Source organism: Bradyrhizobium sp. 155 (genome assembly GCF_023101105.1).
Classification (GTDB): domain Bacteria; phylum Pseudomonadota; class Alphaproteobacteria; order Rhizobiales; family Xanthobacteraceae; genus Bradyrhizobium; species Bradyrhizobium canariense_D.
In genome coordinates this window covers 5497072-5518567 of record NZ_CP064704.1, presented here as the reverse complement: position 1 = coordinate 5518567, position 21496 = coordinate 5497072, and the positions used below count along the sequence as shown (strand labels likewise).

20 protein-coding genes are annotated in these 21496 nt (G+C 63.9%); 14 read left to right on the top strand and 6 right to left on the bottom strand.

Translation table 11 applies throughout. The features are described 5' to 3' along the window. Positions 1-47 precede the first annotated feature (47 nt). Positions 48-1340, top strand: a complete 1293-nt coding sequence (locus IVA93_RS40965) for a TRAP transporter large permease (protein ID WP_039799985.1) — start codon at positions 48-50, stop codon at positions 1338-1340. Between the two features lie 124 nt (positions 1341-1464). Then, a complete protein-coding gene (locus IVA93_RS26740) occupies positions 1465-3396 on the top strand; it encodes an alkyl/aryl-sulfatase (protein WP_018457146.1) in 1932 nt (643 codons plus the stop codon). A gap of 133 nt (positions 3397-3529) precedes the next feature. Here IVA93_RS26740 and IVA93_RS26735 read toward each other — a convergent pair whose 3' ends face one another. Together IVA93_RS26735 and IVA93_RS26730 are read right to left on the bottom strand one after the other, a co-directional pair. Beyond that, a complete protein-coding gene (locus IVA93_RS26735; RefSeq protein WP_018457145.1) occupies positions 3530-4600 on the bottom strand; it encodes a glycosyltransferase family 4 protein in 1071 nt (356 codons plus the stop codon). Positions 4601-4710: 110 nt separating this feature from the next. Continuing rightward, positions 4711-4956, bottom strand: coding sequence for a hypothetical protein (locus IVA93_RS26730; RefSeq protein ID WP_018457144.1), 246 nt, complete (start codon positions 4954-4956; stop codon positions 4711-4713). Here IVA93_RS26730 and IVA93_RS26725 point away from each other — a divergent pair. From IVA93_RS26725 to IVA93_RS26710, 4 genes are read left to right on the top strand one after another with little or no spacing between them, the layout of a single operon-like run. Continuing rightward, positions 4879-6642 carry an ABC transporter ATP-binding protein gene (locus IVA93_RS26725; RefSeq protein WP_247452757.1) on the top strand — a complete coding sequence of 588 codons (1764 nt, stop codon included), beginning with the start codon at positions 4879-4881 and terminating at the stop codon, positions 6640-6642. The genes IVA93_RS26730 and IVA93_RS26725 overlap by 78 nt on opposite strands. 56 nt (positions 6643-6698) lie before the next feature. Further along, positions 6699-8903 (top strand): amylo-alpha-1,6-glucosidase, encoded by a 2205-nt coding sequence (locus IVA93_RS26720; protein ID WP_026233311.1) that lies wholly within the window; start codon positions 6699-6701, stop codon positions 8901-8903. Positions 8904-8925: 22 nt separating this feature from the next. Continuing rightward, positions 8926-9447: a PRC-barrel domain-containing protein gene (locus tag IVA93_RS26715; protein WP_026233310.1), complete on the top strand. Its 522-nt coding sequence runs from the start codon at positions 8926-8928 to the stop codon at positions 9445-9447. A gap of 23 nt (positions 9448-9470) precedes the next feature. Next, positions 9471-10784 (top strand): MFS transporter, encoded by a 1314-nt coding sequence (locus tag IVA93_RS26710; protein WP_018457140.1) that lies wholly within the window; start codon positions 9471-9473, stop codon positions 10782-10784. 37 nt (positions 10785-10821) lie between these two features. Here the strand turns inward: IVA93_RS26710 and IVA93_RS26705 are convergent, their stop codons facing one another. From IVA93_RS26705 to fixL, 4 genes are all read right to left on the bottom strand, one after another. Then, a complete protein-coding gene (locus IVA93_RS26705; RefSeq protein ID WP_026233309.1) occupies positions 10822-11520 on the bottom strand; it encodes a helix-turn-helix domain-containing protein in 699 nt (232 codons plus the stop codon). A 103-nt stretch (positions 11521-11623) separates the two neighbouring features. Continuing rightward, a complete protein-coding gene (locus IVA93_RS26700; RefSeq protein WP_018457138.1) occupies positions 11624-12046 on the bottom strand; it encodes a response regulator in 423 nt (140 codons plus the stop codon). Between the two features lie 59 nt (positions 12047-12105). Further along, entirely contained in the window at positions 12106-12723 is a 618-nt protein-coding gene (fixJ, locus tag IVA93_RS26695; RefSeq protein ID WP_018457137.1) for a response regulator FixJ, read from the bottom strand. Positions 12724-12726: 3 nt separating this feature from the next. After that, entirely contained in the window at positions 12727-14244 is a 1518-nt protein-coding gene (gene fixL / locus IVA93_RS26690; protein WP_018457136.1) for a sensor protein FixL, read from the bottom strand. A gap of 205 nt (positions 14245-14449) precedes the next feature. Here fixL and IVA93_RS26685 point away from each other — a divergent pair, with 205 nt between their 5' ends. From IVA93_RS26685 to IVA93_RS26650, 8 genes are all read left to right on the top strand, one after another. Then, the gene (locus IVA93_RS26685; protein WP_018457135.1) at positions 14450-15283 is read left to right on the top strand and encodes a universal stress protein; all 834 of its coding nucleotides are present in this window, start codon (positions 14450-14452) and stop codon (positions 15281-15283) included. 38 nt (positions 15284-15321) lie between these two features. Next, positions 15322-15747 (top strand): CBS domain-containing protein, encoded by a 426-nt coding sequence (locus IVA93_RS26680; protein WP_018457134.1) that lies wholly within the window; start codon positions 15322-15324, stop codon positions 15745-15747. A 211-nt stretch (positions 15748-15958) separates the two neighbouring features. Next, the gene (gene ccoN, locus IVA93_RS26675; protein WP_007607681.1) at positions 15959-17608 is read left to right on the top strand and encodes a cytochrome-c oxidase, cbb3-type subunit I; all 1650 of its coding nucleotides are present in this window, start codon (positions 15959-15961) and stop codon (positions 17606-17608) included. Positions 17609-17618: 10 nt separating this feature from the next. After that, positions 17619-18353, top strand: coding sequence for a cytochrome-c oxidase, cbb3-type subunit II (gene ccoO / locus IVA93_RS26670; RefSeq protein ID WP_018457133.1), 735 nt, complete (start codon positions 17619-17621; stop codon positions 18351-18353). Between the two features lie 13 nt (positions 18354-18366). Next, complete coding sequence (locus tag IVA93_RS26665) at positions 18367-18531, top strand: CcoQ/FixQ family Cbb3-type cytochrome c oxidase assembly chaperone (RefSeq protein WP_018457132.1); 165 nt, start codon at positions 18367-18369, stop codon at positions 18529-18531. A gap of 6 nt (positions 18532-18537) precedes the next feature. After that, positions 18538-19413 carry a cytochrome-c oxidase, cbb3-type subunit III gene (gene ccoP / locus IVA93_RS26660; protein ID WP_018457131.1) on the top strand — a complete coding sequence of 292 codons (876 nt, stop codon included), beginning with the start codon at positions 18538-18540 and terminating at the stop codon, positions 19411-19413. A 111-nt stretch (positions 19414-19524) separates the two neighbouring features. Next, complete coding sequence (gene ccoG, locus IVA93_RS26655; protein ID WP_018457130.1) at positions 19525-20991, top strand: cytochrome c oxidase accessory protein CcoG; 1467 nt, start codon at positions 19525-19527, stop codon at positions 20989-20991. A gap of 15 nt (positions 20992-21006) precedes the next feature. Then, positions 21007-21492: a FixH family protein gene (locus IVA93_RS26650; RefSeq protein ID WP_018457129.1), complete on the top strand. Its 486-nt coding sequence runs from the start codon at positions 21007-21009 to the stop codon at positions 21490-21492. The last annotated feature ends 4 nt before the right edge of the window (positions 21493-21496 follow it).

Below are 21496 nucleotides of genomic sequence, written 5' to 3'. Positions count from 1 at the left end.
TCCTCATCGTCGCCGTGTGCTTCGCCCATTCGGCGCACGTGATCACGATGCCGCAGGGCCTGCGTGTCGCCGTGGTTTTCGGCCTTCTGCTGTCGTTGATGCTCACGGGCATGCCGATCTCCATCGCGCTCGGCCTGACCGTGCTCAGCTTCATGTTCACGTTGACCGACGTACGGACGGAATCGGTGGCGCTGAAGCTGTTTACCGGCATCGAGAGCTTCGAGATCATGGCGATCCCGTTCTTCATCCTTGCCGGCAACTTCCTGACCCATGGCGGCGTGGCGCGCCGGATGATCACGTTCGCGACTTCGCTGGTCGGCCATTGGTACGGAGGCCTTGCGCTCTCGGGCGTGGTCGCCTGCGCGCTGTTCGCCGCGATTTCCGGCTCGTCGCCGGCCACCGTGGTGGCGATCGGATCGGTGATCCTGCCCGCGATGGTCGCGCAGGGATTTCCCAAGAAGTTCGGGGCGGGCGTGATCACGACCTCCGGCTCGCTGGGAATTCTCATTCCACCGTCGATTCCAATGGTGCTGTTTGCCGTCTCCACCAACACCTCCGTCGGCAAGCTGTTCATCGCCGGCATCGTGCCGGGAATGGTGCTCGCCATGCTGCTTGGCGCCACGACGTTCTACCGGGCCTGGCGTAACGACTATCCGAGGATGCCGAAAGCAACCCTCTACGAACGCTTCGATGCGTTCCGCAAGTCGATCTGGGGTATCCTGCTGATCGTGATCGTGATCGGTGGCATCTACAGCGGCCTGTTCACACCGACCGAAGCTGCCGCCGTCAGCGCGGTGTACGCCTTCATCGTCGCAGTGTTCATCTACAAGGATCTGAAGCTGCGAGACGTGCCGCGGGTGCTGCTGTCGTCGGCAAATCTTTCAGCGATGCTGCTCTACATCATCACCAACGCCGTCTTGTTCTCGTTCCTGATGACTTACGAGAACGTGCCGCAAGCGCTCGCGCAATGGATGATCGACCAGGGCCTCGGCTGGATCGGCTTCCTCCTCGTCGTCAATCTCCTGCTGCTATTAGCCGGCAACGTGATGGAGCCATCCTCGATCATCCTGATCATGGCGCCGATCCTGTTTCCGGTTGCGATCAAGCTCGGCATCGATCCGATCCATTTCGGCATCCTGATGACGGTCAACATGGAGGTCGGGCTGTGCCATCCGCCGGTCGGCCTCAATCTCTACGTGGCCTCAGGCATCGCCAAGATGGGTATCACCGAGCTCACGGTCGCGGTGTGGCCATGGCTGCTGACGATGTTGGGATTCCTGGTGGTCGTGACCTATTGGCCCGGCCTGTCGCTGTGGCTGCCGAGACTGTTGGGCATGTAGCCCGCGAACACGCTGCTTCTCTCCACCTGTGGGCGCGGGGTTACGCATTGCTGCGTCCTCCCGTCATGGCAATCGGCCGCGGGATGCGGTTAGATGCCGCGCAACAGGCGGGGAGGAGATCGAGATGACGGACACGTCCAGCAACGAGCCGAAGGGCGCAACGCCGTGCGTCATCGCGCAGCAAACGGCGAAGCTGAGTGCACTGCCGTTTTCCGACACGCGCGATTTCGACGACGCCGCGCGCGGCTTCCTCGGCACGATCGAGAACGCGGAGATCACCAATCCGCAAGGGCGGACGGTTTGGAGCCTCGAGCCGTACGCCTTTCTCGCCGCCGAGCAGGCGCCGGCCACGGTCAATCCGAGCCTGTGGCGGCAGTCGCGGCTCAACATGCAGCACGGCCTATTCGAGGTGGTGCCCGGAATCTACCAGGTGCGTGGGCTCGACATCGCCAACATGACGCTGATCGAAGGCGACAGCGGCGTCATCGTCATCGACACCCTGACCTCGATCGAGGGGGCGCGCGCCGCGCTCGATCTCTACTACAAGCATCGTGGCCAGCGACCGGTCGCGGCCGTGATCTTCACCCATACCCACACCGACCATTGGGGCGGTGCGCGCGGCGTGCTGGAGGAGGATGCACTCGCGACCGGCCGCGTGCCGATCATCGCGCCGAACTTGTTCATGGAGCATGCCGTCTCCGAGAACATCATCGCGGGACCTGCGATGCTGCGCCGGGCGCAGTACCAGTTCGGGCCTCTCCTCGCCAAGGGCGCGCGCGGGCAGGTCGATTGCGGCCTCGGCAAGTCGATGGCGGCAGGTTCGGTGGCGCTGCTGCGGCCGACCGACCTGATCATGGCGACCGGCGACCGGCGCGTGATCGACGGCGTTGAATTCGAATTCCAGATGGCGCCGAACAGCGAAGCGCCGGCGGAGATGCATTTCTTCATCCCGCGCTACAAGCTGTTGAACCTCGCCGAGAACTGCACCCACAATTTCCACAATCTGCTGCCGTTCCGCGGCGCCGACGTGCGCGACGCGCTGGCCTGGTCGAAATATCTGGGCGAGGCCTTGCAGCTCTGGGATGGCAAGGCGGAGGCGATGTGCGGCCAGCATCACTGGCCGGTGTGGGGACACGAACGCATCGGCACGATGATCCGGCAGCAGCGCGACCTCTACAAATTCGCGCATGACCAGACCATCCGCCTGATGAACCACGGCCTCACCGCGGCCGAGATCGCTGAAACGATCCAGCTGCCCAAGAGCCTGGAGGGCGCCTGGCACGGCCGCGGCTATTACGGCCACATCCGGCACAATGTGAAGGCGATCTATCAAAAATATCTGGGCTGGTACGACGCCAATCCGGTCAATCTCGATCCTTTGCCCCCGGTTGAGTCGGGCAAGAAATACGTCGAGTACATGGGCGGCGCCGACGCCATCCTCGCGCGGGCGCGTGTCGATTTCGACAAGGGCGAATTCCGCTTCGTGGCGCAGGCGCTCGGCCATCTCGTCTTTGCCCAGCCGGACAACGCGGCGGCGCGTGCATTGCTTGCGGATACGCTGGAGCAGCTCGGCTACGCTGCTGAAAGCGCGACCTGGCGCAATGCCTATCTGTTCGGCGCGCAGGAATTGCGCCAGGGCATGCCGAAGGTGCCGGCGCGCCCGCCGATGCCGCGCGAGACGCTGGCGGCGCTGCGCACCTCACAGCTCTGGGACGTGCTCGGCATCCGCCTGAACGGACCAAAGGCGGAAGGAAAGCACATCGTGCTGAACTGGAGCTTCTCCGACACCGGCGAAACCTTCGTGCTCAATCTGGAGAACTGCGCGCTGACTTACACAGAGGGCATGCAGGCGCACAATGCCGATGCCAGCTTCACGCTGGCGCGGTCGACGCTCGACGAGGTGATCGCAAAACTGACCAGCTTCCCGGAGGCCGTGGCCGCCGGCAAGGTCAAATTCGCCGGCAACCCGATGCGCCTCGCCGAGCTGATGGGCCTGATGGACGAATTCCCGCGCATGTTCGAGATCGTCGAGCCGAAGCGGGCCGTGGTGAGGTAGGGCAGCCGTCACCGCGTTCCTACTGTCATCATCCGGCTTGACCGGACGATCCAGTACTCCGCGGCGGGAGTTGCGTGAGCAAACTGCTGCCGCGGCGTACTGGATGCCCCGCCTACGCGGGGCATGACAGTGGCTACTCCGCGCTGCTCACCAGCTTGATCCGCGGCGCCTGTTCCTCGCCGAGGCTGCGATAGGCCGCGAGATAATCCAGCGCCATGCGACGCGCCGTGAAACGCGTCTCGAACTGCTTGCGAATGACGGAGCGGTCGAGTTGCTGCAGGCGGCCGACGACGCCGGCCGCGCTGAGGACGTCCTCGACGACGAAGCCGGTGAGGCCCTCGTCGATGATCTCCGGCACTGAGCCGCGGTTGAAGGCGATGACCGGCGTTCCGCAAGCCATGGCCTCGATCATCACCAGGCCAAACGGCTCCGGCCAGTCGATCGGGAGCAATAAGCCCAGCGCGCCGCTCAAAAAGTCCGACTTCTCGTGATCGCTGATCTCGCCGATGAATTCCACCAGCGGATTGTTCTCGATCATCGGCCGGATCAGCTCGTCATAGTAATCCTGGTCGGCACGATCAACCTTGGCGGCGATCTTGAGCGGAATGCCACAATGCGTCGCGATCTTGATGGCGCGGTCGACGCCCTTTTCCGGTGCGATGCGGCCAAGCACGGCGAGGTATTCCTGTTTCGCCGGCTTCGGCGTCAGCAGGTTCTCCGGCAGGCCGTGGTGGATCGTCCTCACCCAGTTCGCCTGCGGCACCGGCCGGCGCTGCGCGTTCGAGATCGATATGACGGGGACCTTCGAGAAGGTGTTGAAGACCGGTTGATGCTCCGGCAGGTCGAGCCGGCCGTGCAGCGTGGTCAGGAACGGTGTCGGCTGCCGGTAGAACAGCGACCACGGATAATAATCGAGATGGAAGTGGAGGAAGTCGAACTCCTCGTCGTCACATTTCTGCCGCACCCGCTCCAGCATCACCATGTGCAGCGCATTGGGATCGCGCACGGAACCGTCGAGGCGGAGCGCCCGGGGCCATAACGCGTCCAGCTTCGCCGAGGTCTGCGAATCGCCGCTGGCGAACAGCGTTACGTCGTGCCCAAGGGCCACCAGCTCTTCCGTCAACCAATGCACCACCCGCTCGGTGCCGCCATACAGCTTGGGTGGAACAGCCTCCGTCAACGGAGCTACCTGCGCGATGCGCATCTCACCATCTCCTCTGTGCGATCATGATTGTAGAAAGCCCCCGCCTGTTCTGCACCGGCACGCCAGACAAGGGAACGTTCCCGCACTTGCGAAGTTCCTCCTTCCGAACGTTACTTATTCGACACGTCGGACGCCTGTCGCGATGCTGCCATCACATCTTCGCAGAACGCCCGCATCCGCATGTCGTGATGGCGTTGCCCGGGAACCGAGGCGAAGTGGTCGATGTTCAGTCGGCTAACAACAAAAGTTTGAATCATCACGACGGGGTCAATAGTCACATGGATCATCTTTCTGGGTATGCGCACCGGCCGTTTGCCTTTGTTTTGCGCTATCTTCGGCGTCGGCTCGCGTCGCATCTCGTGATCCTGACCGCTGTGGTGGCGGCCGTTGCCTGCTCAGTAGGCACTCAGTATGGCGTCAAATCCCTGGTCGACAGCTTGTCGGCCGGCGCTTCGCATGGTGGGAGCGTATGGCTGGCATTCATTTTCCTCATGACGTTGATCGGCGCCGATAATTTCCTTTGGCGGATCGCGAGCTGGACCGCCAGCTTCACCTTCGTCCGTGTCACGGGTGATTTACGCCGTGACATATTTCGTCATCTGACCGGCCACGCGCCGAGCTACTTCTCCGACCGGATGCCCGGCATGCTGACGAGCCGCATCACGGCGACGTCCAATGCGGTGTTCACGGTCGAAAACATGTTCGTCTGGAATGTGTTGCCGCCGTGCATCGCAACAGTTGCGGCCATCGCGCTGATTGGAACCGTCAGCCCTTACATGGCACTCGGCCTGATGGTGATTGCCGGCGGCATGGTGCTTGCGATGTTCCGCCTTGCGGCCGCAGGGAAACCGCTGCATGACGACTTCGCCGACAAAGCCGCCGTCGTCGACGGCGAGATGATCGACGTCATCAGCAACATGCCGCTGGTGCGCGCCTTCTGCGGCATCGGGCACGAGCATGAGCGGTTCGACGCGACCGTGAACCGGGAGCTCACCGCGCGCGGCCGCAGCCTGCGCTATCTGGAGAAGCTGCGGCTTATCCATGCCGGCGTCACAGTCGTGCTCACGATCGCCCTGATGGCATGGGCGATCATGCTCTGGCAGGATGGCAGGGCAACGACCGGCGACGTCGTGCTGGTCTGCACCCTCGGTCTCTCCATACTGAACGCGACGCGCGATCTCGCGGTGGCGCTGGTCGACGTCACCCAGCACGTTGCGCGGCTGACCGAGGCGATCGCCACATTGCTGGTGCCGCATGAATTGCGCGACCACCCCGAGGCCGAGCCGCTGGTGAAGAGCGGCGCCGCGATCGCGTTCAACAATGTCACCTTCGGCTATCCCGGCGGCGAAAAGATCTTCGAGCGCTTCAGCCTGCGGCTGCAACCCGGCCAGCGCGTCGGCCTGGTCGGCCAGTCCGGCGGCGGCAAGTCGACGCTGTTCACGCTGCTCCAGCGCTTCTACGATACCGACGAGGGAAGTATCACCATCGACGGCCAGGACATTTCCAAGGTGACGCAGCTGAGCCTGCGCGAGGCCATCTCGGTCGTGCCGCAGGACATTTCCTTGTTCCACCGCTCGATTCGCGAGAATATCCGCTATGGTCGCCCGAACGCGACCGACGACGAGGTGCTGCGCGCAGCCATTGCGGCGCGCTGCGATTTCGTCGAGAGTCTGCCTGGTGGTCTCGACACCATGGTCGGCGACCGCGGCGTCAAGATGTCCGGCGGCCAGCGCCAGCGCATCGCAATCGCGCGCGCCTTCCTGAAGGACGCGCCGATCCTGCTGCTGGACGAGGCGACCGCCGCGCTCGACAGCGAATCCGAGGAGGCGATCCGCGAGGCGTTGTCGCGGCTGATGCGCGGCCGGACGGTCATCGCGATCGCGCATCGCCTCGCGACCCTGCGCAATTTCGATCGCGTGGTCGTGTTGAGGGGTGGTAAGATCATCGAGGACGGGTCGCCCGAGCGTCTGATGCAGGGCCACGGGCCCTATCGTGAGCTGGTCACGCAGGAAATGAGCCGGCTCGCCCAAGCCGCCGCGTAAACCAATAGTCGCGTTCGAGTCGGTTGCGTGTCGAAACAAGCGCAGGGGAGCTGCTGATGTCGGCTGAAGCCGTTACCCAATTCGTCTCTGTGACGCGGACCGTGGACCAGGTCGCGGAGCAGCCTTTCTATATTCCGATGACGGGACCGTCAGCGCGGCCGCGGCGTTCGCTCAAGCACGACGACACCTTTATCGTGCTCGACAGCCATGGTGACATCGGCGCTTCGGCCGGCGGGCCCGATGGCCTGTTTCATCACGACACGCGCTACCTTGCGAGGCTCGAGCTCGTGCTCGACGATCTCCAGCCGTTACTGCTGGGCTCGAACCTGCGCGACGACAACTCAGCCCTGACCGTCGATCTCACCAATCCGGACATCTACCGGCAGGGCAGCCTCGTGCTGCAAAAGGACCTGCTGCACATCGTGCGCACGATCTTCCTGTGGCGCGGCACCGCGTATCAGCGCATCGGCGTGCAGAACCACGGCGACCGCCCAGCCGGCTTTGCGCTGACGCTGCTGTTCGACAACGATTTCGCCGATCTGTTCGAGGTCCGCGGCGAACGGCGCCCGCGCCGCGGCATCGGCTCGAGCCGGCTGTTGGGACCGACCGACGTGCTGTTCGATTACCGCGGTCTCGATGACGCCGAGCGCACCACGGGCCTGCATTTCGACCCGCGCCCAACCAAGTTGTCGGTGAATGCCGCGACCTGGCAGCTCGAACTCGACCCGCATGAGTCGAAATCCTTGTTCGTGGCCGTGTCCTGCAACCGGCCGGTCGCGGAGAAGCCGGCGCGCTTTTTCAGGAGCCTGCTCGCCCATCGCCGCGAGATGCGGCAATCGACGATGGGGGCGGCCAGCATCGAGACCTCCAACAACATCTTCAACGAGGTGCTGTGCCAGGCCATGGCCGACCTCAACATGCTGATGACGGAGACGCCGCAGGGCCGCTATCCCTATGCAGGAATTCCCTGGTACTCGACGACGTTCGGCCGTGACGGGCTGATCACCGCGTTGCAGATGCTGTGGGTCGATCCGCGAATCGCCAAGGGCGTGCTGCGGCGGCTCGCCCATTTCCAAGCCAAGGCGGTCGACCCGCTCGCCGATGCCGCGCCGGGCAAGATCCTGCATGAGATGCGCGGCGGCGAGATGGCGGCGCTGCGGGAGGTACCGTTCGCGCAATATTACGGCAGCGTCGATTCCACGGCCTTGTTCGTCCTGCTGGCAGGAAGCTATTTCGAACGCACCGGCGACGAGGCGACATTGACCGAGCTGTGGCCGGCGATCGAGGCGGGGCTGGCCTGGATCGACGGCCCCGGTGATCCCGACAAGGACGGCTTCGTCGAATATCAGCGCGCCACGGAAAAGGGCCTCGCCAACCAGGGCTGGAAGGATTCCTACGACGCGATCTTCCATGCTGATGGCCAGCTCGCGGAAGGCAATCTCGCGCTGGCCGAAGTGCAAGGTTACGTCTTTGCGGCCAAGCGGCTCGCCGCGCGCTGCGCGCTCCGCCTGGGCAAGCCTGATCTCGCCAAGAAGCTCGAGGCCGAGGCCAAGACGCTGGCCGAGCGTTTCGAGGCCGCGTTCTGGTGCGAGGAGCTCGGTACCTATGCGCTTGCGCTCGACGGCAAGAAGCGGCCCTGCAAGGTGCGGACCTCCAACGCCGGCCAGGTCCTGTTCAGCGGCATGATCCGCGAGGACCGCGCGCGCCTCGTCGCCGCCGATTTGATGCGGCCGCATTTCTTCTCGGGCTGGGGCATCCGCACCGTCGCGCAAGGCGAGGTGCGTTACAATCCGATGTCCTATCATGACGGGTCGATCTGGCCGCACGACAATGCGCTGATCGCGCTCGGGCTCGCGCGTTATGGGCTCAAGCATTCGGTCGCGCATGTCTTCAAGGGATTGTTCGACGCCGCGACCTACATGGACCTGCGCCGGTTGCCCGAATTGTTCTGCGGTTTCCGGCGCGAAAAGCGGCGCGGCCCGACGCTCTATCCGGTCGCCTGCGCGCCGCAGGCCTGGGCCAGCGCAACGGCGTTCACGCTATTGGAGGCGGCGCTGGGCATCGAGTTCGACGTGGCGCGCGGCGAGATCCGGCTGCGCAATCCGCATCTGCCGGCGTTCCTGCACGAGGTGATCTTGCGCGATCTGCGTCTGGGCGAGTCCAGCGTGGACCTGCGCGTCAGCCGCCATGGCGACGACGTGGCGCTGGAGGTGTTGCGCACGCGTGGCCAGATTCAGGTCTCGATCGTGCTGGCGCGCTAGCGGCGCGCCGGAAGGAGGGTGCATGCGTACCGCCGGATGGTTGGCTCTGGGCGTCGTGATCGTCTGCGGAACGACTCTCGCCGTGTCACGCGCCGCGGAGGAGTCGCCCGCACCCTCGACGGAAGCGAATGCACCGCCGACGGCGCAGCCGCCGGCGTCATCGGTCCCCGTCACGCCAAAGAATGCCGCGCCACCGCCGTCGGTCACGATCATCGGCGCGAGCGATGCGCACGGTGTGCTTGGCCGTGACGTGCTCAGCGCGGCGAACGAAGACATGGGCCGCATCGTCGACGTCATCGTCGATCGGAGCGGGCACGTGCGCGCCGCCGTGATCGATTTCGGCGGCTTCCTCGGCGTCGGCAGCCGCAAGATCGTGGTGGACTGGAACGCGCTCCGATTCGGCAAGATCACCAACAAGAAGGACAGCATCACGCTGGAATTGACCAAGGCACAGGTCGCAGCCGCGCCGGAATACAAGGAGGACACGCCGATGGTGGTACTCGGCGCGTCCGGCAGCCTGCAGCCGCTGCAAGCCGTTCAGTGAGGCGCGGGGAGGGATGGCCGCCGGTGCTGTTGTCGAGGAAGCCGAATGATGCAGACCGCGAGGGCCGCGTTGAGCAGGATAAATTCTCGGCGCCGTCGCCTGCCGGCATTCCGGCGCCGTCGCGCCAAAGCCTGCGTGGCCTCGACTGGTTCATCTTCTTCCTCGCCGACGTGCAGACCGGATTCGGGCCGTTCATCGCAGTTTATCTGACGACCCAGAAATGGACCCAGGTCGAGATCGGCCTCGTGCTGTCGATCGGCGGCATCGTTGCCCTGATCGGCCAGATGCCAGGCGGCGCCATCATCGATGCCGCCAAATCCGAACGGCTGGTCGCAGGCCTCGCCATCGCCACCATCGGCTGCTGCGCGCTCGCCTATGCGGCGATGCCAGTCTTCCCCGTGGTGGTGGCTGCGGCCACCCTGCACGCGGCTGCGAGCTGCGTGCTCGGACCGGCGATCGCGGCGATCAGCCTCGGTCTGGTCGGCCCGCTCGCGATCGGCGAGCGTCTCGGCCGCAACGCGCGCTTTGCTTCGCTTGGCAACGGCGTTGCGGCCGCGGTGATGGGAACGGCCGGCTATCTGCTGTCGAGCCGCTCGGTATTCCTGGTCACCTTTCTGCTCGCAATCCCCACCTTGATCGCACTCTCTCGCATCCGCGAGCATGAGGTCGACATCGCGCGCTGTCACGGCGAGATGCCGCGCGAGGCGGAGGATCGCGGCGACACCAATATCTGGCATCTGATCCGGCAGCGGCCGCTCATTGTCTTTGCGCTCAGCGTGCTCTTGTTGCAGCTCGCGAACGCCTCGATGATGCCGCTGATGGCAAGCGCGGTGACAGCGCGATCGAGCGAGTGGGCGACGGTGCTCGTCGCTTTTTGCATTGTCGTGCCGCAGGCGATCGTGGCGCTGCTGTCGCCGAGCGTCGGGCGCAAGGCGCAAGTATGGGGCCGCAGGCCGCTGCTGCTGATCGGATTCGCGGCGCTGACGATTCGCGGTCTGCTGTTCGCGACAGTGCGCGATCCGTATCTGCTGGTGCTGGTGCAGGTGTTCGACGGCCTCACAGCGGCGGTGTTCGCGGTGATGATCCCGCTGATCGTGGCCGACGTCGCCTTCGGCAGCGGCCATTTCAACCTCGCGCAGGGCATTGTCGGCACGGCAATGGGCATCGGCGCGTCGCTGAGCGCCGCGCTTGGCGGCTATGTCAGCGATAAATTCGGCAATGCCATGGCGTTCACCGGACTGTCCGGCGTCGCGGCGACGGGACTTCTGCTTATTCTGCTTGTCATGCCGGAGACGCGGCGCAAGGGCATGATCGCAGCAAAAGAAATGGCCGGCTGAATCAATCAGCCGGCCATGAGGGGTGGGAGAGGGGAGATCAGGCGTCGAGATTGTGCAGGCGTGCGCGGTTGCGCAGCACGATATGGCGGGCGCCGGAGAAGCCGAGAATGCCCTGGGCGTGAAGCTGCGACAGCGCGCGCGAGACGGTCTCGAGCGTGAGACCGAGATAGTCGCCGATGTCGCGGCGGCACATCGGCAGCGCCATCATGCCTGCAACCGCGAGGCGGCGGTCCATTTCGAGCAGGAAGGTTGCGACGCGCTCCATCGCGGTCTTGCGGCCCAGCAGCAGCATGTGGTCCTCGGCGTGGCGAAGCTCACCGGCGGTCATCGCCCAAAGCTTGCGGGCGACCTGGACGTCGGTGGCTGCGGCCTTCTCGAGGCTCGCGCGCTTCACGAGGCGCACAGTGGTGTCGATGATAGCTTCAGCAGCAAGGCGGTGGGTGGTGCCGGATTCGAGCCCGAACACGTCGCCGGGAAGGTGGAAGGAGCCGATCTGGCGGCGGCCGTCGGAGAGAAGCTTGTAGCTGCGCACGGCGCCGGTGACGACCTGATAGACATACTCGGCCGACTCGTCCTCGCCATAGATTTCCTCTTCCTTGCGGTAGGAGAACTCGGTGGCAACGAGGCCGACATGGCCGGCGATCGCACCGAACTGGTCGGAGACGGGATGGGCGGGTGCGATCTTGCCGCCGATCTGGGTCTTGATCGCCGGGGCGTTGAAGGTCTGGGTCAGCATCTGCGCCATCTCCGTTGTGATGACGCTTAGGTACGCGGTATCGGGTGCCTCGAAAATTTCGCGAGATATCTTAAGGAGATTGCCTTACGTAGAATCCCGTAGGTCAGCTATGGACCCGGTTCTGGATGGCGTGGCGAATGCGTTTGACCAGGTTTTCGTCCAGAAGCGGCTTCAGAATCACTTCATTCACGCCCGCGGCCGCCGCCCGGGCCGAGATATTCGAGTCGGGATAGCCGGTGATCAGGATCACGGGGGTATCGCCCTCGGACTGGCGCAGTCGCCCGGCCAGCTCGATGCCGTTAATGTCAGGCATTTTGTAGTCGATCACGTAACAGTCTGCACCGGACGGGCGCGCCGCATTGAGCAGCGCCGTGGCGTTCCTGAAGGTCCGTACGGCAAAACCGTCGGTTTCCAGCAAAAACCTCAGCGAGCCAAGCACAGCGGCATCGTCGTCGACCACATAGACAGTTGGCTTTGCGGGTGACGACATCTGGAGCCGCTCGGGATGGGAGCTGATCGCAATCATTCCGATCTGGTAGCACAGGGCGAGCGGAGGGTTTTGACTTGCCTCAACTCCTGTTGACTTCAATCATTGAGCATTCCGGCGCGCATCGCTAGCCGGACCAGCTCCGACAGGCTGTTGGCCTGCATCTTGGTCATTACGTTGGCCCGGTAGACCTCGATGGTGCGCGGGCTGATGTCGTACTCGCGAGCGATCAGCTTGTTGGAGAGGCCCGCGATCAGCCCCTCCATGACCTGTCGTTCTCTGGGGCTCAGGGACGCGACGCGAGCGGCGACGTCCTGGCCCATGGCCTCGTTCCTGGCGGCCGGCTCGCCCTCGCGGATCGCGGATTCGATCATGGCGACGAGGCGGTCATCCTCGAACGGCTTTTCCAGGAAATCCATCGCACCGAGCTTCATCGCCTCGACCGCGAGCGGCACGTCGCCATGACCGGTCATGATCAGGATCGGAAACCGGCTGCGCTGCGCCTTCAGGCGCTTCAGAAGCTCGATCCCATCGATGCCGGGCATCCGCACGTCGGAGACGACGCAGCCGAAGGCGAGGCCGGGCAGGGCATCGAGAAAACTCTGCGCGTTGTCGAACAGTGTGACGCCGAAGCCGGCTGAATCCAGCAGGAAGTTCAGCGAATCCCGCATCGCCTCGTCGTCGTCAATGACGTAGATGGTTCCCTTGGTCGTCATGGATCAGTTCTCGTCAGCTGCCGGCAAGGTGAAGCGGAATGTCGCCCCACCCGATGCATTGCTCTCGGCCCACATCCGGCCGCCGTGAGCCTCGATGATCGAGCGGCTGATGGACAGTCCCACGCCCATGCCGGTGTCTTTGGTGGTGAAGAAAGTCTGAAACAGGTTTGGCATGACGTCGTCCTGGAAGCCGGAGCCGGAGTCGGAGACCTCGATCTCGATCATGTCGTCGGCGGCGCGGGTGTTGGCGACGACGAGCTCGCGCCGTGGCGACTTCGCCATCGCTTCCAGCGCGTTGCGGAAGAGGTTGACCAGCACCTGCTGGATTTGCACCCGGTCGGCGAGCACGAGATCGGCATTTGGATTGAGGCTGAACCGAAGCTGCACGTCCTGCTCGCGCGCGCCGGCGAGCCCGAGCGCGCCGGCCTCCTCGATCAGCTTGGACAGGCTCTCGACCCTTTTCTCCGATTCGCCGCGGGAGACGAAGTCGCGCAAGCGGCGGATGATCTGGCCGGCGCGCAGCGCCTGCTCGGCGGCGCGGTCCAGCGCGCTCTCGATCTTCGGCGTATTCGGATCCTGGCTTCCGGCGAGGAGCCGCCGCGACCCCTTCATGTAGTTGCTGATCGCTGCCAGCGGCTGGTTGAGCTCGTGAGCGAGCGCGGACGCCATTTCGCCCATCGCGCTCAGCCGCGAGACGTGGACAAGTTCGGACTGCAGTTCCTGGAGCCGCGCCTGGGTTTTCTGATGCTCGGTCAGATCGCGGACGAAACCGGTGAAATAGGGCTCGCCGCCCGACTGCATCTCGCCGATCGACAGGTGCATCGGAAAGGTCGTGCCGTCGCGGCGCTTGCCGGTCACGATGCGGCCGATGCCGATGATGTGTGGGTCGCTGGTGGTCCGGTAGCGCGCGATGTAGCCGTCGTGACGTGAGCTGTCGGGCTCCGGCATCAGGATGCGGACGTTCTGGCCGATCGCCTCCGACTCGGCCCAGCCGAACAGGCGCTCGGCCGCCGCGCTGAAGAGCTGGATGACGCCGTGGCCGTCGATGACGATCATGGCGTCTGGAATCGTCTGGAGGATCGAGCGGAGGTGACTCTCGCGCGTGCGCAGGGTTTCCTCGACCTGCTTCTCTTCATCGACGTCAAGAAAGATGCCGCTGAGATGTCGGGCGGCGCCGGCGTCGTCCCGAATCAGCCCCGCGCGCGCACGGATCCACTGCGCTCTGCCCAACGCCCCCGCGACCCTGAACGACACGTCGAAGCTGCCGCCCCGTTCGGAGACGTGTCGGATCGCACTCTCGATCCGCTCGCGGTCGTTCGGCTCCAGCTGGGACAGGAACAGCGCGTAACTCACCGATTGGCCAGATTCGATTCCGAACAGGATCCTGGCCGTCTCCGACCACTCCAACTCCAGTGTCTTGAGATCGAGGTCCCAGGTCCCGACGCCAAATCCTTCGATTCGAACGCGGAAATGTTCGCCCCGGCCGTCATCTTGCGGATGAATCACGCGGGTCGGCGCCAAACGATCACTCCCATTCTGATGCGGGGAACCGCACAGCGTTACCGTTGGCAATGTACCCAAGGAGGGGCCAGAGGCAAGTTCCGATGTCTTATACCATCGGCAGATTTCCGGCCGTCGCGGTGATCCAAGGTTTTGATCTATCTCATCCTGCCCCGGCGGCGGTGGGCTTACGATCGGATCAAAGCTCATTGCCCCGGAGACTCCGATGACATACGCGACCGTGATGGTCAGCCTGGCGCTCGATCAGCCCAACGAGGCGCGGCTTCAGGTCGCGGGCGAGCTTGCCGAACGATTTGAGGCGTCGATCATCGGCGTTGCTGCGGCGCAGTTCGCCCCGCCGCTCTACTTCAGCGATGGCGCCGCAGCGCAGGGACTGATCGATGAGGGAGAAGCCTCGGTCAAGCGACGCCTGGGCAGGCTCGAGGCGCAATTCCGCGCCGCGATCAGGAATCGCGGCGGGCATGTGGAATGGCGCAGCGCCATGGATTTCCCGGCGCGCTTTACGTTCGCTCAGGCACGTTGCGCCGACATCGTCGTCGCTGGCGGGCAGAGCCCGGCCTTCTCCGACGCCTTCGCGCTCGCGAGCCCAAAGGATCTGGTGATGCAGGCCGGCCGACCGATCCTGGTCGTGCCTGACGGGGTCAACTGGCTCGATCTGCGCAGCGTCCTGGTGGCGTGGAAGGATACGCCGGAAGCGCGGCGGGCGCTCGCCGATGCGCTACCATTACTGCGCAAGGCCAGGGATGTCACCGTCCTCGCAATTCCCGAAGGTGACGACGACCGCACTGCCGCGGTCGCTGGCGCGACCGACGTGACGGCGTGGCTTGCCCGCCACGGCGTGACCGCGATCACGCGCGTTTCCGAAGCGGCCCGGAACGAAACCGTCGCCGGGCAACTGGAGAAAATTGCCGGCGACGTCGGCGCCAGCATGATCGTCGCCGGTGCCTACGGTCATTCGCGCTTCCGCGAACTGATCCTCGGCGGCGTCACCCAATATCTGGTCACTCAATCTGCCCGCTGCGTGCTGCTGTCGCACTGACGCTGGAGCGATACAAGACCAATCAAAGAGGACGCGCCGTGTACAGATTCCTTGAACAGACCGTCGAAAGCTACATGACGCAGGACGTCAGGACAGTGAGGCGCGACCTCGACCTGCTCGCGCTGAGCGAGATGTTCGAGCGCGATGATTTCAATTCCTATCCGGTCGAGGACGACGGACAGGTCGTCGGCATCGTCACCAAGTTCGACATCCTGAAGTGCTTCGCCTTCACGCCGAGCCAGATGCTGCCGCGCTACCACGACCTGATGACCCGCAAAATCGGCGACGTCATGACGCCCGACTTTATCTATGTCAGCCCCGACACGCGGCTGACGCGCGTGCTCCAGATCATGGTCGAGCACCGCATCAGGAGCATCATGGTGCTCGACGGCGCGCAGAAGCTGATCGGAATCGTCGCGCGCGAGGACGTCATCGCGGCGCTCAAGGCGACGGCACGCGACTGAGGAGGCGGCTGCAGATTCGCAATTCTCGACTCCGCCATGTCACGCAGGCGGTGGGCTGCCCGTTTATGCTCTGCGGTGCCCAAGCGACTGATATCGCTCTGCGATCTACATCGGTCTCACATTAACAGAAATCCACATAGCTTGATTTCAATCAATTCCCCGCGAGGGCGAATGTGGTTTCTGGCCCTGTGTTCTTTCAGAGAGAGTCCGCATGAGCCAGCCCTCCATCTCCAAGTCCATGACGTCAGGTGAAAGCGGCCTGGCTGTCGTGTTCGCAGTCACCGCCTTCCTCTGCGTGATTGCCTCGGCCAAGGCGCTCGATGCGCCCTTCGCCTTCCATGCCGCGCTGAGCGCGGCGGCGAGCCTGGCCGCGGTCTTCTGCATCATCAACCGTTACCTCGACCGACCGGCGGCGCTGCCGCCTGCGGAGATCAACGGCCGGCCCAACTACAACATGGGGCCGATCAAGTTCTCCTCCGTCATGGCGATGTTCTGGGGCATTGCCGGCTTTCTCGTCGGCCTCATCATCGCCTCGCAACTGGCGTGGCCGGCGCTGAACTTCGATCTGCCCTGGACCAGCTTCGGCCGCCTGCGTCCGCTGCACACGTCCGCAGTGATCTTCGCCTTCGGCGGCAACGTCCTGATCGCGACGTCGTTCTACGTCGTCCAGAAGAGCTGCCGCGTGCGCCTTGCAGGCGATCTCGCGCCCTGGTTCGTCGTCGTAGGCTACAATTTCTTCATCCTGATCGCCGGCACCGGCTATCTGCTCGGCGTCACCCAGTCGAAGGAATATGCCGAGCCGGAATGGTACGCCGATCTGTGGCTGACCATCGTCTGGGTCACCTATCTGCTGGTCTTCCTTGCCACGATCATCAAGCGCAAGGAGCCGCACATCTTTGTCGCGAACTGGTTCTATCTCGCCTTCATCGTGACGATCGCGGTCTTGCATCTCGGCAACAACCCGGCGCTGCCGGTCTCGGTGTTCGGCTCGAAATCCTACATCGCCTGGGGCGGCATCCAGGATGCCATGTTCCAGTGGTGGTACGGCCACAACGCGGTCGGCTTCTTCCTGACCGCCGGCTTCCTCGCCATCATGTATTACTTCATCCCGAAGCGGGCCGAGCGGCCGATCTATTCCTACCGTCTCTCGATCATCCACTTCTGGGCGCTGATCTTCCTGTACATCTGGGCCGGCCCACACCATCTGCACTACACGGCGCTGCCGGACTGGACCCAGACGCTCGGCATGACCTTCTCCATCATGCTGTGGATGCCGTCCTGGGGCGGCATGATCAACGGCCTGATGACGCTGTCGGGCGCCTGGGACAAGCTGCGCACCGATCCCGTGCTGCGCATGCTCGTGGTCTCCGTCGCCTTCTACGGCATGTCGACCTTCGAAGGCCCGATGATGTCGATCAAGGTGGTCAACTCGCTCAGCCACTACACCGACTGGACCATCGGCCACGTGCACTCCGGCGCGCTCGGCTGGGTTGGTTTCGTCTCCTTCGGCGCGCTCTACTGCCTCGTGCCCTGGATCTGGAATCGGAAGGGCCTCTACAGCCTCAAGCTCGTTAACTGGCACTTCTGGATCGCGACGCTTGGCATCGTCCTCTACATCTCGGCGATGTGGGTGTCCGGCATCCTCCAGGGCCTGATGTGGCGCGCCTACACCTCGCTCGGCTTCCTCGAATATTCCTTCATCGAGACCGTCGAGGCGATGCATCCCTTCTACATCATCCGCGCCGCCGGCGGCGGGCTGTTCCTGATCGGCGCGCTGATCATGGCCTATAATCTCTGGATGACGGTTCGCGTCGGCGAACAGGAAGTCCAGATGCCCGTCGCTCTTCAGCCGGCGGAATGAGGAGTCTTCCATGTCGTTCTGGACACGCCACCAAATCTTCGAAAAGAACTCGATCATCCTCATCGTCGGCATCCTGCTGGTGATCGCGATCGGCGGTCTCGTCGAGATCACCCCGCTGTTCTACCTCAAGAGCACGATCGAGGCGGTCGACGGGATCAGGCCGTATACGCCGCTGGAGCTCGCCGGGCGCAACGTCTACATCCGCGAGGGCTGCTATCTCTGCCATTCGCAGATGATCCGGCCCTTGCGCGACGAGGTCGAGCGCTACGGACATTTCTCGTTGGCCGCCGAGAGCATGTACGACCATCCGTTCCAGTGGGGCTCGAAGCGCACCGGTCCCGACCTTGCCCGCGTCGGCGCCAAATATTCCGACGACTGGCATGTGACCCATCTGGCCAATCCGCGCGCGATCGTGCCGCAGTCGGTGATGCCAGGCTATCCGTTCCTCAGCCAGACCGAGGTCGATCCGGACACGATCGCCGACCACATGCGCACGCTGCGGACCGTCGGCACGCCCTACACCGACGACCAGATCGCCAATGCGGGCGCCGACATGAAGGCCCAGGCCGATCCTGACAATGCCGACTCCGACGCTTTCACCAAGCGCTACGCCAAGGCCGTGGTGCGCAACTTCGACGGCAAGGCCGGCACGCCGACCGAGATGGACGCGCTGATCGCCTATCTCCAGATGCTAGGCACGCTGGTCGATTTCAAGATCTACAACGAGAAAGCCAATCTTCGCTGAGAAGGCACCCACGATGAAAGCCATCCTGACACTCGACAATCTCGCGTCCGGTCTCGTGACCACGATCTGGACGCCGGTGTTCGTCGCGATCTTTCTCGCGATCATCGCCTACGCATTATGGCCCCGTAACAAGGCTGCGTTCGACGAAGCAGCACACCTGCCGTTGCGGGAGGAGTGAGAGACCATGACCGATCATCATAGCGACATCGATTCCGTCACCGGCAAGTCCACGACCGGACATGAATGGGACGGCATCAAGGAGCTCAACACGCCGCTGCCGCGCTGGTGGGTGATCAGCTTCTACCTCACCATCGTCTGGTCGATCGGCTACTGGATCGTGTATCCGGCCTGGCCGCTGATCTCCAGCAATACCACGGGCCTGTTCGGCTACTCGACACGCGCCGATGTCGCGGTCGAGCTCGCCAATCTCGAGAAGATCCGCGGAGCCAAGATGGTTGCGCTGGGCGCGGCCTCGCTCGCCGACATCGAGAAGGACCCGGCGCTGCTGGCGCTCGCGCGCGCCAAGGGCAAGACCGTGTTCGGCGACAATTGCGCGCCATGTCACGGCTCAGGCGGCGCGGGTGCCAAGGGCTATCCGAATCTGAACGACGACGACTGGCTGTGGGGCGGTTCGCTCGACCAGATCATGCAGACCATCCAGTTCGGCGCACGTTCCGGCCACGCCAAGACGCATGAAGGCCAGATGCTCGCATTCGGCAAGGACGGCGTGCTGAAGCCGGATGAGATCGTCACGGCCGCCAACTATGTCCGGGCACTGTCGGGCCTTCCGACCCGCAAGGGCTATGACGCGGCCAAGGGCGAGAAGATCTTCGCGGAGAATTGCGTCGCCTGCCATGGCGACGGCGGCAAGGGCAACCCGGAGATGGGTGCCCCTAACCTGACCGATAAGATCTGGCTCTATGGTTCGGACGAGGCGACGCTGATCGAGACCATCAGCCAGGGCCGCGCGGGCGTGATGCCGGCCTGGGAAGGGCGGCTCGATCCCGCCACCATCAAGGCGATGGCAGTTTACGTCCACTCGCTGGGCGGCGGAAAATAGCCAATCCGGGACACGCGGAGGCGAACAAAAAAAGCCCCCGCTTGCGCTGGATCAACTGACGCGGCGGCGTCGGGTGTAGGTTTTATCGCACCTCTCGAAAAGCTGCAGGCGATGAACAGGACCGCGAACCCAAAAGAGCTCCCATTAGACGATGACAACGGGCCGCTCTATGTGGCCCAGAAGAAAGTCTATCCCCAGAGCACCTCTGGCACCTTCCGCCGGATCAAATGGGGCCTGATGGCCTTCTGCCTCGGCGTCTACTACTTCCTGCCGTTCGTGCGCTGGAACCGCGGACTCGGCGCTCCCAGCCAAGCGGTGCTGATCGATCTTCCCAACAGTCGCTTCTATTTCTTCTTCATCGAGCTGTGGCCGCAGGAGGTCTACTACTTCACCGGCCTGCTGATCGTCGCCGCGGTGGCGCTATTCCTGATGAACTCGGTCGGCGGCCGTATCTGGTGCGGCTATCTCTGTCCGCAGACGGTGTGGACCGACCTGTTCTATGCGGTCGAGCGTCTGATCGAGGGTGACCGGCGCGAGCGGATGAAGAAGGACAAATCGTCCGACCCGATGAAGCTGGAGCGGATCTCCGAGATCGTGCTCAAGCATTCGATCTGGCTCTTGATCGGCTGGTGGACCGGCGGCGCCTGGGTGCTCTATTTCAACGACGCACCGACGCTGGTCAAGGAACTCGTCACGTTCCAGGCGCCGATGCTCGCCTATGTCTGGATCGGCATTCTCACCGCGACGACCTATCTGCTCGCCGGCTACATGCGCGAGCAGGTCTGCACCTATATGTGCCCGTGGCCGCGCATCCAGGCGGCGCTGACCGATGAATGGGCGCTCAACGTCACCTACCGCTACGACCGCGGCGAGAAGCGTACGTCGGTGAAGAAGGCGGCCGAGCTGCGCGCGCTCGGGCAGCAGGTTGGTGATTGCGTCGATTGCTACCAGTGCGTGGCGGTCTGCCCGACCGGCATCGACATCCGCAACGGACCGCAGATGGAATGCATCCAGTGCGGGCTCTGCATTGATGCCTGCGACAATGTGATGACGAAAATCGGCCGGCCGAAGCGGCTGATCGGCTATGACAACGACGTCAACATCCAGCGCCGCCAGGAAGGCAAGGCGCCGATCTACCGCATCGTCCGGGCCCGCACCGTCGCCTACAGCGCGATCATCGCGGCGGTCGGCGGCATCATGATCTATACGCTGGCGACTCGCAGCCTGCTCGACGTCAACGTGCTGCACGACCGCAACCCGGTCGCGGTCAGGCTCAGCGACGGCTCGATCCGCAATGCCTACACGGTGCGGCTGCTCAACAAGAGCGGTTACGACCGGGTCATCGCGATCGACGCGAGCGGCCCGGTCAATGCGACAATCCATGTCATCGGAATCGATTCTGTGACGCCGGACCGGCCGATGATCGTGGTTCCGCGCGACTCCACCAGCGAACTGCGGCTGCTCGTGACCGCTCCGGTGGAGGGCAATCCGGAAAAGTCCATCCCGGTTCACTTTCACGTCACCGATATCGGCCTCGGCGAAGTCGCCAGCGCCACCGACAATTTCGTCGCGCCCTAGGATCAGGAGTTCGCCATGGCAACCAAGCCGCTGACCGGAACCAAGGTGTTTCTGATGCTGGTCGCCTTCTTCGGCGTCGTGATCGGCGTCAACGCGACCATGATGAAGCTCGCGATCGCGACGCTGCCAGGGACGGACGTCGACAGCCCCTATGCCGCTGGGCTCGCCTATGACCGCGAGATCTCGGCGGCGCAGGACCAGGCTGCGCGCAAATGGAAGGTCAACGCCCATGTCGAGCGCCGCGCCGATGGCGGCGCCGTGCTTCAGGTCGAGGTGCGCGACGCGAGCGGCCAGCCGATCGCCGGACTGAAATTCGGCGGCCGCCTGGAGCGGCCGACCGACAAGCGCGCCGATCTCGCCATCGAGCTCTCGGAGGCCGGCATCGGCCTCTATCGCGGCAATGTCGCATCGGTCGCGCCGGGCCAATGGGACCTGGTGATCGAGGGCGAGGCGCGGGGAACGCGCGTGTTCATGTCCCGCAACCGCGTGATCCTGAACTGAAGGA

What these genes read in the sequence shown, in the direction of transcription:
- IVA93_RS40965 (WP_039799985.1), top strand. Translation starts at nt 48, where the DNA reads ATGCCGCAGGGCCTGCGTGTCGCCGTGGTTTTCGGCCTTCTGCTGTCG.
- IVA93_RS26740 (WP_018457146.1), top strand. Translation starts at nt 1,465, where the DNA reads ATGACGGACACGTCCAGCAACGAGCCGAAGGGCGCAACGCCGTGCGTC.
- IVA93_RS26735 (WP_018457145.1), bottom strand. Translation starts at nt 4,600, where the DNA reads ATGCGCATCGCGCAGGTAGCTCCGTTGACGGAGGCTGTTCCACCCAAG.
- IVA93_RS26725 (WP_247452757.1), top strand. Translation starts at nt 4,879, where the DNA reads ATGGATCATCTTTCTGGGTATGCGCACCGGCCGTTTGCCTTTGTTTTG.
- IVA93_RS26730 (WP_018457144.1), bottom strand. Translation starts at nt 4,956, where the DNA reads ATGCGACGCGAGCCGACGCCGAAGATAGCGCAAAACAAAGGCAAACGG.
- IVA93_RS26720 (WP_026233311.1), top strand. Translation starts at nt 6,699, where the DNA reads ATGTCGGCTGAAGCCGTTACCCAATTCGTCTCTGTGACGCGGACCGTG.
- IVA93_RS26715 (WP_026233310.1), top strand. Translation starts at nt 8,926, where the DNA reads ATGCGTACCGCCGGATGGTTGGCTCTGGGCGTCGTGATCGTCTGCGGA.
- IVA93_RS26705 (WP_026233309.1), bottom strand. Translation starts at nt 11,520, where the DNA reads ATGCTGACCCAGACCTTCAACGCCCCGGCGATCAAGACCCAGATCGGC.
- IVA93_RS26700 (WP_018457138.1), bottom strand. Translation starts at nt 12,046, where the DNA reads ATGATTGCGATCAGCTCCCATCCCGAGCGGCTCCAGATGTCGTCACCC.
- fixJ (WP_018457137.1), bottom strand. Translation starts at nt 12,723, where the DNA reads ATGACGACCAAGGGAACCATCTACGTCATTGACGACGACGAGGCGATG.
- IVA93_RS26685 (WP_018457135.1), top strand. Translation starts at nt 14,450, where the DNA reads ATGACATACGCGACCGTGATGGTCAGCCTGGCGCTCGATCAGCCCAAC.
- ccoN (WP_007607681.1), top strand. Translation starts at nt 15,959, where the DNA reads ATGAGCCAGCCCTCCATCTCCAAGTCCATGACGTCAGGTGAAAGCGGC.
- ccoO (WP_018457133.1), top strand. Translation starts at nt 17,619, where the DNA reads ATGTCGTTCTGGACACGCCACCAAATCTTCGAAAAGAACTCGATCATC.
- IVA93_RS26665 (WP_018457132.1), top strand. Translation starts at nt 18,367, where the DNA reads ATGAAAGCCATCCTGACACTCGACAATCTCGCGTCCGGTCTCGTGACC.
- ccoP (WP_018457131.1), top strand. Translation starts at nt 18,538, where the DNA reads ATGACCGATCATCATAGCGACATCGATTCCGTCACCGGCAAGTCCACG.
- ccoG (WP_018457130.1), top strand. Translation starts at nt 19,525, where the DNA reads ATGAACAGGACCGCGAACCCAAAAGAGCTCCCATTAGACGATGACAAC.
- IVA93_RS26650 (WP_018457129.1), top strand. Translation starts at nt 21,007, where the DNA reads ATGGCAACCAAGCCGCTGACCGGAACCAAGGTGTTTCTGATGCTGGTC.